This window comes from Streptococcus pseudopneumoniae, from assembly GCF_001072315.1.
GTDB classification, from domain to species: Bacteria; Bacillota; Bacilli; order Lactobacillales; family Streptococcaceae; genus Streptococcus; species Streptococcus pseudopneumoniae_R.
In genome coordinates this window covers 1-9,697 of the sequence record NZ_JVLI01000090.1, presented here as the reverse complement: position 1 = coordinate 9,697, position 9,697 = coordinate 1, and the positions used below count along the sequence as shown (strand labels likewise).

General features: G+C 40.6%; 10 protein-coding genes. All 10 read left to right on the top strand.

Features of this window, described 5'->3' with window-relative positions:
* Positions 1 to 75: 75 nt before the first annotated feature.
* Entirely contained in the window at positions 76 to 708 is a 633-nt protein-coding gene (gene vex2, locus ADH54_RS04240) for an ABC transporter ATP-binding subunit Vex2 (protein ID WP_049524164.1), read from the top strand.
* A 308-nt stretch (positions 709 to 1,016) separates the two neighbouring features.
* Positions 1,017 to 2,396, top strand: coding sequence for an ABC transporter permease subunit Vex3 (gene vex3, locus ADH54_RS04235; RefSeq protein WP_049524163.1), 1,380 nt, complete (start codon positions 1,017 to 1,019; stop codon positions 2,394 to 2,396).
* A gap of 142 nt (positions 2,397 to 2,538) precedes the next feature.
* Positions 2,539 to 3,195: a response regulator transcription factor VncR gene (vncR, locus tag ADH54_RS04230; protein ID WP_049524162.1), complete on the top strand. Its 657-nt coding sequence runs from the start codon at positions 2,539 to 2,541 to the stop codon at positions 3,193 to 3,195.
* Positions 3,192 to 4,520 carry a sensor histidine kinase VncS gene (vncS, locus tag ADH54_RS04225; RefSeq protein WP_049524161.1) on the top strand — a complete coding sequence of 443 codons (1,329 nt, stop codon included), beginning with the start codon at positions 3,192 to 3,194 and terminating at the stop codon, positions 4,518 to 4,520. Before vncR ends, vncS begins: the two co-directional genes overlap by 4 nt.
* Positions 4,521 to 4,660: 140 nt before the next feature.
* Positions 4,661 to 5,542, top strand: a complete 882-nt coding sequence (locus tag ADH54_RS04220) for a class II fructose-bisphosphate aldolase (RefSeq protein ID WP_001018997.1) — start codon at positions 4,661 to 4,663, stop codon at positions 5,540 to 5,542.
* 241 nt (positions 5,543 to 5,783) lie between these two features.
* Entirely contained in the window at positions 5,784 to 6,089 is a 306-nt protein-coding gene (locus ADH54_RS04215) for a type II toxin-antitoxin system RelB/DinJ family antitoxin (protein ID WP_049524160.1), read from the top strand.
* Complete coding sequence (locus ADH54_RS04210) at positions 6,086 to 6,418, top strand: type II toxin-antitoxin system RelE/ParE family toxin (protein ID WP_000161699.1); 333 nt, start codon at positions 6,086 to 6,088, stop codon at positions 6,416 to 6,418. The genes ADH54_RS04215 and ADH54_RS04210 overlap by 4 nt, the downstream gene beginning before the upstream one ends.
* Positions 6,419 to 6,921: 503 nt before the next feature.
* Positions 6,922 to 7,914: an ABC transporter ATP-binding protein gene (locus tag ADH54_RS04205; RefSeq protein WP_049524159.1), complete on the top strand. Its 993-nt coding sequence runs from the start codon at positions 6,922 to 6,924 to the stop codon at positions 7,912 to 7,914.
* 1 nt (position 7,915) lies between these two features.
* On the top strand, positions 7,916 to 8,734 hold the full coding sequence (locus ADH54_RS04200; RefSeq protein ID WP_049524158.1) for an ABC transporter permease: 819 nt from the start codon (positions 7,916 to 7,918) through the stop codon (positions 8,732 to 8,734).
* Position 8,735: 1 nt separating this feature from the next.
* On the top strand, positions 8,736 to 9,521 hold the full coding sequence (locus ADH54_RS04195; protein ID WP_049524157.1) for an ABC transporter permease: 786 nt from the start codon (positions 8,736 to 8,738) through the stop codon (positions 9,519 to 9,521).
* The last annotated feature ends 176 nt before the right edge of the window (positions 9,522 to 9,697 follow it).

Genomic DNA, 9,697 nt, shown 5'->3' with positions numbered 1-9,697 from the left:
ACAGTGTTTTGAGCAACCTGCGGCTAGCTTCCTAGTTTGCTCTTTGATTTTCATTGAGTATAAGAAGGAGAAATCATGACTTTATTACAATTACAAGATCTTACCTACCGTTATAAGAACACTGCTGAAGCAGTCCTATATCAGATCAATTATAATTTTGAACCCGGGAAATTTTATAGTATTATTGGTGAGTCAGGAGCAGGAAAATCCACACTCTTGTCCCTACTTGCTGGTCTAGATAGTCCTGTTGAAGGTTCTATCCTTTTTCAAGGAGAGGATATTCGTAATAAGGGCTATTCTTACCATCGCATGCACCATATTTCCCTGGTCTTTCAAAATTATAACTTGATAGATTATCTTTCTCCACTGGAAAATATCCGCTTGGTCAACAAAAAGGCAAGCAAGGATACACTGCTTGAGCTTGGTTTGGATGAAAGTCAGATCAAGCGGAATGTTCTCCAGTTATCAGGTGGTCAACAGCAACGTGTTGCCATTGCTCGTAGTTTGGTATCAGAAGCTCCAGTTATTCTAGCGGATGAGCCAACAGGAAATCTGGACCCTAAAACTGCTGGAGATATTGTTGAACTGCTCAAATCACTTGCCCAGAAAACAGGTAAATGTGTCATCGTCGTTACGCATAGTAAAGAAGTGGCACAAGCGTCAGATATTACACTTGAGTTGAAGGATAAGAAACTGACTGAAATATAGAATCTAGTTATTAAACTTTAAAATAGTATTAGCTGGTAACCGGATACGTGTAAAGTAATAATAAACGAAGTGAGTCATTAACAACTATTTCCCGCAGTAGTGATAGCCTAGATAATAACAAAGTTATTATCTAGGCCGGAATTTTTGAGACATATGGCTCAAAAATTAGGGATGAAATTCCTTGGATTTCTAAAATCATCCACTGGATAATTTTACCTCCCGTCCGCACAATCTAAGGGAAATAGTAAAAAATTATTTTATATAAGTTATAAGACATTGAAATAGAATAAAATCTAGAAAGGGAACCTATGTTACACAATGCATTTGCCTATGTTACAAGGAAGTTTTTCAAATCGATTGTCATCTTCCTGATTATTCTTCTCATGGCGAGCTTGAGTTTGGTCGGCTTGTCGATCAAGGGGGCTACTGCCAAGGCTTCTCAGGAGACCTTTAAAAATATCACCAACAGCTTCTCCATGCAAATCAATCGTCGCGTCAATCAAGGAACGCCACGTGGTGCTGGAAATATCAAGGGGGAAGATATTAAAAAAATCACCGAAAACAAGGCCATCGAGTCTTATGTTAAACGTATCAACGCTATCGGAGATTTGACTGGATATGAACTCATCGAAACGCCAGAAACCAAGAAAAATCTGACACCTGACCGTGCTAAACATTTTGGAAGTAGCTTGATGATTACAGGTGTCAATGACTCCTCTAAAGAAGACAAGTTTGTCTCTGGTTCTTATAAGCTGGTCGAAGGTGAGCACCTAACAAACGATGACAAAGACAAGATTCTCATGCACAAGGACTTGGCAGCCAAACACGGCTGGAAAGTAGGGGACAAGGTCAAACTAGACTCTAATATCTACGATGCAGACAATGAAAAAGGTGCCAAAGAAACAGTCGAAGTGACAATCAAGGGACTCTTTGATGGTCACAATAAGTCGGCAGTAACCTACTCACAAGAACTATACGAAAATACAGCTATCACAGACATCCATACAGCTGCTAAACTATATGGTTATACAGAAGAAACGGCTATCTATGGGGACGCAACCTTCTTTGTAACAGCGGACAAGAACTTGGATGATGTTATGAAAGAGTTGAATGGCATCAGTGGTATCAACTGGAAGAGCTATACACTCGTTAAGAGCTCATCTAACTACCCAGCTCTTGAGCAATCCATCTCTGGTATGTACAAGATGGCCAATCTCCTCTTCTGGGGTAGCTTGAGTTTCTCAGTTCTTCTCCTTGCCCTCTTGCTCAGCCTTTGGATCAATGCCCGTCGCAAGGAAGTGGGTATTCTCCTCTCTATTGGTCTCAAGCAGGCAAGTATCTTGGGACAATTCATTACTGAATCCATCTTGATTGCCATCCCTGCTCTTGTTTCCGCTTACTTCCTAGCCAATTACACTGCCCGTGCAATTGGAAACACTGTCCTTGCCAATGTGACTTCAGGTGTTGCCAAACAGGCTAGCAAGGCGGCTCAAGCCTCTAACCTTGGTGGTGGTGCAGAAGTAGATGGTTTTAGCAAGACCTTGTCAAGTCTAGACATTTCCATTCAGACATCAGACTTTATCATCGTCTTTGTCCTTGCCTTGGTTCTAGTGGTTCTCGTTATGGCGCTTGCTTCAAGCAATCTCCTTAGAAAACAACCAAAAGAGCTTTTGCTCGATAGTGAATAAAAAACTTGCTACCTATTCTCCCCTAAATGGGGTATAATATAGGTAGCATTTTTATCTGTTTTGTCTTGGTAAATCCTCTGTTTATCAGGATGAAAGCAAGTTGCTTTACAAGAAATTTAAAGGAATGTGAAACGTTTTTTCTATGAAAATTTTAATTGTAGAAGATGAGGAGATGATCCGTGAGGGGGTCAGTGATTATTTGACGGATTGTGGTTATGAAACCATTGAGGCGGCGGATGGTCAGGAAGCTTTAGAAAAATTTTCCAGCTATGAAGTAGCCTTAGTTTTACTGGATATTCAGATGCCCAAGCTCAATGGTCTGGAAGTCCTGGCTGAGATTCGGAAAACCAGTCAGGTTCCTGTCTTGATGTTGACTGCCTTTCAGGATGAAGAATACAAGATGAGTGCCTTTGCCTCTCTGGCAGATGGCTATCTGGAAAAGCCCTTCTCTCTCTCCCTCTTAAAAGTGAGGGTGGACGCGATTTTCAAGCGCTATTATGATACGGGGCGAATCTTCTCCTATAAGGATGCCAAGGTGGATTTTGAGAGCTACAGTGCAAGCCTAGCAGGAGAGGAAGTGGCTATCAATGCCAAGGAGTTGGAAATTCTGGACTATCTGGTGAAAAATGAAGGACGTGCCTTGACCCGTTCTCAGATAATCGATGCCGTCTGGAAAGCGACAGATGAGGTTCCCTTTGACCGTGTCATTGATGTTTATATCAAGGAACTGCGGAAAAAGCTAGACTTGGACTGCATCCTCACTGTGCGCAATGTTGGTTATAAATTGGAGCGAAAATGAAACGAACAGGTTTATTTACAAAGATATTTATCTATACCTTCTCGATTTTTAGTGTTCTGGTTATTTGCCTCCATTTAGCCATTTATTTTCTCTTTCCCTCGACTTATCTGAGCCACCGTCAAGAAACTATTGGTCAGAAAGCGACAGCCATTGCCCAGTCCCTAGAAGGGAAAGACAGGCAGAGTATCGAGCAAGTCTTAGACTTGTATTCCCAGACCAGTGAGATCAAGGGGGCCGTCAAGGGCGAGATGACCGAGGACAAGTTAGAAATCAAGGACAGCCTTCCTCTGGACACAGATCGCCAAACCACCTCCCTCTTTATTGAGGAGCGTGAGGTAAAAACGCAGGACGGTGGTACCATGACTCTCCAGTTTCTAGCGTCCATGGATTTGCAAAAGGAAGCAGAGCAAATCAGTCTCCAATTTCTCCCGTATACCTTGCTGGCATCCTTTCTGATTTCTCTGTTGGTAGCCTACATATATGCTCGGACCATTGTGGCCCCGATATTGGAAATCAAGCGGGTGACCCGACGGATGATGGATTTGGATGCCCAAGTGCGATTGCGCGTGGATTCTAGAGATGAGATTGGTGATCTCAAGGAACAAATCAATAGTCTCTACCAGCATCTTTTGACTGTCATTGCGGACTTGCATGACAAGAATGAAGCCATTCTCCAGCTGGAAAAGATGAAGGTCGAATTCCTACGAGGGGCTTCTCATGAATTGAAAACACCACTGGCTAGTTTGAAAATCTTGATCGAAAACATGAAAGAAAATGTTGGTCGTTATAAGGATAGAGACCACTATCTGGGAGTTGCCTTAGGAATTGTGGATGAGCTCAATCACCACGTTCTCCAGATACTTTCTCTCTCGTCTGTGCAGGAATTGCGAGATGATAGGGAAGAAATTGACCTACACCAGATGACGCAAACTCTAGTCAAGGATTATGCCTTGCTCGCCAAGGAAAGAGACCTCCAGATAGACAATAGTTTAACCCATCAGCAGGCTTATCTAAACCCATCTGTCATGAAGTTGATCCTATCTAATCTCATCAGCAACGCCATCAAGCACTCTGTTCCAGGTGGCTTAGTTCGTATTGGAGAAAGAGAAGGGGAGTTCTTTATCGAGAATAGCTGTAGCTCAGAGGAACAAGAAAAACTAGCCCAGTATTTTTCTAACAATGCTAGTCGCAAGGCCAAGGGGTCTGGGATGGGGCTCTTTGTGGTCAAAAGTCTATTAGAACATGAAAAATTACCTTATCGTTTTGAGATGAAGGAGAATCGTTTGACTTTCTTCATAGCTTTTCCAAAAGTCGCCCAAGACTAGGGATGGAAAGGGTTTACATAGATGAAGCTAGAAGAAATTCAATCGAAACTGCGGGAAAAACTAGATTTTTTTGTCAAAAAGTGATAAAATGAACAATGTAAATGGGATGACCCATAAAAATATACAGGAGGCCTGATAAAATGGCAATCGTTTCAGCAGAAAAATTTGTCCAAGCAGCTCGTGACAACGGTTATGCAGTTGGTGGATTTAACACAAACAACCTTGAGTGGACTCAAGCTATCTTGCGCGCAGCAGAAGCTAAAAAAGCTCCAGTTTTGATCCAAACTTCAATGGGTGCTGCTAAATACATGGGTGGTTACAAAGTTGCTCGCAACTTGATCGCTAACCTTGTTGAATCAATGGGTATCACTGTACCAGTAGCTATCCACCTTGACCACGGTCACTACGAAGATGCACTTGAGTGTATCGAAGTTGGTTACACTTCAATCATGTTTGACGGTTCACACCTTCCAGTTGAAGAAAACCTTAAATTGGCTAAAGACGTTGTTGAAAAAGCACACGCTAAAGGTATCTCAGTAGAAGCTGAAGTTGGTACTATCGGTGGTGAAGAAGACGGAATCATCGGTAAAGGTGAATTGGCTCCAATCGAAGACGCTAAAGCAATGGTTGAAACTGGTATCGACTTCTTGGCAGCTGGTATCGGTAACATCCACGGTCCTTACCCAGCAAACTGGGAAGGTCTTGACCTTGACCACTTGCAAAAATTGACAGAAGCTCTTCCAGGATTCCCAATCGTATTGCACGGTGGTTCAGGTATTCCTGATGAGCAAATCCAAGCAGCTATCAAACTTGGTGTTGCGAAAGTTAACGTTAACACTGAATGCCAAATCGCATTCGCTAACGCAACTCGTAAATTTGCTCGTGACTACGAAGCAAACGAAGCAGAATACGACAAGAAAAAACTCTTCGACCCACGTAAATTCTTGGCTGACGGTGTAAAAGCTATCCAAGCATCAGTTGAAGAACGTATCGACGTATTCGGTTCAGAAGGTAAAGCTTAATCTAGCTGAATAATACAGATGAAACCTGCCCATTGGGTGGGTTTTTGTTTACACATAGGGGTTAGGATTACGAGAACGTTTCATGGTCAATAGTTTTCTGTGTTACTGCTTTTTTATCGGATAGGCTAATCTAATCTTTCAATAGTGTAATAGTGGTATTTCGTTTTCAGAAAACATTTAATTGACAAGTAATGCAAATTGCTGTACAATTACAGTACAAATCTTAAGTGAGGTGATAAGAATGGGAAAAACAGCTACAATTAGTGTTCGAGTTGATGAATTAGATAAACAATCAGCTGAACAGGTTTTGAAGCAGCTTGGAATGCCGATATCAACATTAGTTACACTATTATTGAAACAAGTATCATTAACGAAGAAAATCCCTTTTGATATTGCATTGCCAAATGTACCTTCATCAGTGAATGTAGAGGAAATGACAGCTGAACGATTTGGACAAATGATGGTTGAAGCTTATCATGAAGCAGAAAACGGTCATGTTCGATCTGTCAATGAGTTCTTTAAAGAATTTAAGGAACGGAACGTATGACTAAAATAACCATTAATATTTTAAAAAGAGCTGAAGGAGATATGGAAGCCATTTATCATTATATCGCAGATGAGCTTCAATCTCCGGAAACTGCTATGAGTCACTTTGAAGCTATTGCAGAAGGGATTAAAACCTTAGAAATATTTCCTGAAAGATGTTCTATTGTAGAGGAATTGCTCAGTTTAGATATTAAAGTTAGACGACTACTAGTAAAAAATTATTCAGTGTTTTATCGTTTTGATAAGGATACAGTTACCATCTTGAGAGTGTTACATCAATCAAGTAGCTTGGACAGATTACTGTTTGAAATCGGGAACAAATCCGATTGACATATACGTATTTAGTCAGATTATATTCTATTTCATGGCACTTATATATAGTAGATTGAATCTAAAACAGTACACTGCGACTGCTAAAAATATTTCCAGAAATTAGATTGACTTTCCTAATCGATTTGTTCATACCTTATTCAATCTACTATAAAATCATAATTAAAGCTTTTTAAGAAACATGGAAAAAACTGTTCATTATGCTCCAGCTGCTAAAGCATAATCTAGCTTAATCATATAAATCAGAACCCTGCCCATTGGGTGGGTTTTTTGGTGTTTTAAGGAGACTATCAAACCAGAATTTTTGATGATAGTATTATTTTAAGAGAAAAATTTTCAATTTCATAAACTTTAGGCAAACGCTTGCATTCTAGTTTTTATTGGATTATAATAGGTTGGTATAAAGCCTTCTGTAATAATATTGAGAAGGTGTAGAAAGTAAGGATTTAGAATATTTGTAGTCAAAAATACAATGTTGCTATTCCTTACATAGGGAGATAGATATGGCAATGATAGAAGTGGAACATCTTCAGAAAAATTTTGTGAAGACTGTTAAGGAACCAGGCTTGAAAGGGGCATTACTCTCCTTTATTCATCCTGAAAAGCAGACCTTTGAAGCGGTCAAAGATTTAACTTTTGAAGTTCCAAAAGGGCAGATTCTAGGATTTATCGGGGCAAATGGTGCTGGGAAGTCGACAACCATTAAAATGCTGACAGGGATTTTAAAACCAACATCTGGTTTTTGTCGGATTAACGGCAAGATTCCGCAGGATAATCGTCAAGATTATGTCAAGGATATTGGGGTTGTTTTTGGACAACGTACCCAGCTATGGTGGGATTTGGCGCTGCAAGAGACCTACACGGTTTTAAAGGAGATTTACGATGTGCCAGACTCGCTCTTTCATAAGCGCATGGATTTTTTGAATGAAGTCTTGGATTTGAAGGACTTTATCAAGGATCCTGTACGAACTCTTTCATTGGGACAACGGATGCGAGCGGATATAGCAGCTTCCTTGCTTCACAATCCCAAGGTTCTCTTTTTAGATGAGCCGACCATTGGTTTGGACGTTTCGGTCAAGGATAACATTCGTCGCGCCATTACCCAGATCAATCAGGAGGAAGAGACTACCATTCTCTTGACAACTCACGATCTGAGTGATATTGAGCAACTTTGTGATCGGATTTTCATGATTGACAAGGGACAAGAGATTTTTGATGGAACGGTGAGCCAACTCAAGGAGACCTTTGGCAAGATGAAGACTCTTTCTTTTGAACTGCTACCAGGTCAAAGTCATCTAGTTTCTCACTACGAGGGTTTGCCTGATATGACCATTGATAGACAAGGAAATAGCCTTAATATTGAATTCGATAGTTCTCGCTACCAGTCAGCTGACATTATCAAGCAAACCCTGTCTGATTTTGAAATCCGCGATTTGAAGATGGTGGATACGGATATCGAGGATATTATCCGTCGGTTCTACCGAAAGGAGCTCTAAGATGGTCAAATTGTGGAGACGTTATAAACCCTTTATAAATGCAGGTGTTCAGGAGTTGATTACCTATCGAGTCAACTTCATTCTTTATCGGATTGGGGATGTCATGGGGGCTTTTGTAGCCTTTTATCTCTGGAAGGCAGTCTTTGATTCCTCCCAGGAGTCTTTGATTCAGGGCTTTAGTATGGCAGATATCACCCTCTACATCATTATGAGTTTTGTGACCAATCTTCTGACTAGATCAGATTCGTCTTTTATGATTGGGGAGGAGGTCAAGGATGGTTCCATCATCATGCGTTTGTTACGACCAGTGCATTTTGCGGCCTCTTATCTCTTTACTGAGCTTGGGTCCAAGTGGTTGATTTTTATTAGTGTTGGCCTTCCATTTTTAAGTGTCATTGTTTTGATGAAAATCTTATCTGGGCAAGGGATTGTAGAAGTGCTGGGATTAACTGTCCTTTACCTCTTTAGCTTAACGCTGGCCTATCTGATTAACTTTTTCTTTAATATCTGCTTTGGATTTTCAGCCTTTGTGTTTAAAAATCTTTGGGGTTCCAATCTACTCAAGACTTCCATAGTGGCCTTTATGTCTGGTAGTTTGATTCCCTTGGCTTTCTTTCCAAAGGTTGTTTCAGATATTTTGTCCTTCCTGCCTTTTTCATCCTTGATTTACACTCCAGTCATGATTATCGTTGGGAAATACGATGCCAGTCAGATGATTCAGGCGCTCGCTTTGCAGTTCTTCTGGCTCTTAGTGATGGTGGGCTTGTCTCAGTTGATTTGGAAACGAGTCCAGTCATTCATTACCATTCAGGGAGGTTAGTATGAAAAAATATCAACGCATGCATCTGATTTTTATTAGACAATACATCAAGCAAATCATGGAATATAAGGTGGATTTTGTGGTTGGTGTGCTGGGAGTTTTTCTAACTCAAGGATTGAACCTCTTGTTTCTCAATGTCATCTTTCAACATATTCCATCCCTAGAAGGTTGGACTTTTCAAGAAATCGCCTTTATCTATGGTTTTTCCTTGATTCCCAAGGGCTTGGACCATCTCTTTTTTGACAATCTCTGGGCACTAGGGCAACGCCTAGTCCGAAAAGGTGAGTTTGACAAGTATCTGACTCGTCCTATCAATCCTCTCTTTCATATTCTAGTTGAGACTTTTCAGATTGATGCTTTGGGAGAACTCTTGGTCGGTGGTATCCTATTGGGAACAACAGTGACTAGCATTGCTTGGACTCTTCCAAAATTCCTGCTTTTCCTAGTTTGTATTCCTTTTGCGACCTTGATTTATACTTCCTTGAAAATCGCGACAGCTAGTATCGCTTTTTGGACCAAACAGTCAGGCGCTATGATTTACATTTTCTATATGTTTAATGATTTTGCCAAGTATCCAATTTCCATTTACAATTCGCTTCTTCGATGGTTGATTAGCTTTATCGTGCCATTTGCCTTTACGGCCTACTATCCTGCCAGCTATTTCTTGCAGGACAAGGATGTAATCTTTAACATCGGAGGTTTGATGCTGATTTCCCTTGTTTTCTTTGTCATTTCCCTTAAACTCTGGGACAGGGGCTTGGATTCTTATGAAAGCGCTGGGTCCTAAGATGAAGAAACTCAAAGCCTTGTCTCAGGACAGGCTTTTTCTAACAGAGATAAAAATTCTTTGACATCTATTCTCAGAGTGCTATACTTTAAGTGTAATAGCCGATTTGGCTCATACTCTTCGAAAATCTCTTCAAACCACGTCAACGTCGCCTTGCCGTATATATGTTACTGACT

Coding starts and splice junctions, on each gene's coding strand:
- vncR (WP_049524162.1), top strand. CDS start 2,539: ATGAAAATTTTAATTGTAGAAGATGAGGAGATGATCCGTGAGGGGGTC.
- vex3 (WP_049524163.1), top strand. CDS start 1,017: ATGTTACACAATGCATTTGCCTATGTTACAAGGAAGTTTTTCAAATCG.
- ADH54_RS04215 (WP_049524160.1), top strand. CDS start 5,784: ATGGGAAAAACAGCTACAATTAGTGTTCGAGTTGATGAATTAGATAAA.
- ADH54_RS04200 (WP_049524158.1), top strand. CDS start 7,916: ATGGTCAAATTGTGGAGACGTTATAAACCCTTTATAAATGCAGGTGTT.
- ADH54_RS04205 (WP_049524159.1), top strand. CDS start 6,922: ATGGCAATGATAGAAGTGGAACATCTTCAGAAAAATTTTGTGAAGACT.
- ADH54_RS04195 (WP_049524157.1), top strand. CDS start 8,736: ATGAAAAAATATCAACGCATGCATCTGATTTTTATTAGACAATACATC.
- ADH54_RS04210 (WP_000161699.1), top strand. CDS start 6,086: ATGACTAAAATAACCATTAATATTTTAAAAAGAGCTGAAGGAGATATG.
- ADH54_RS04220 (WP_001018997.1), top strand. CDS start 4,661: ATGGCAATCGTTTCAGCAGAAAAATTTGTCCAAGCAGCTCGTGACAAC.
- vncS (WP_049524161.1), top strand. CDS start 3,192: ATGAAACGAACAGGTTTATTTACAAAGATATTTATCTATACCTTCTCG.
- vex2 (WP_049524164.1), top strand. CDS start 76: ATGACTTTATTACAATTACAAGATCTTACCTACCGTTATAAGAACACT.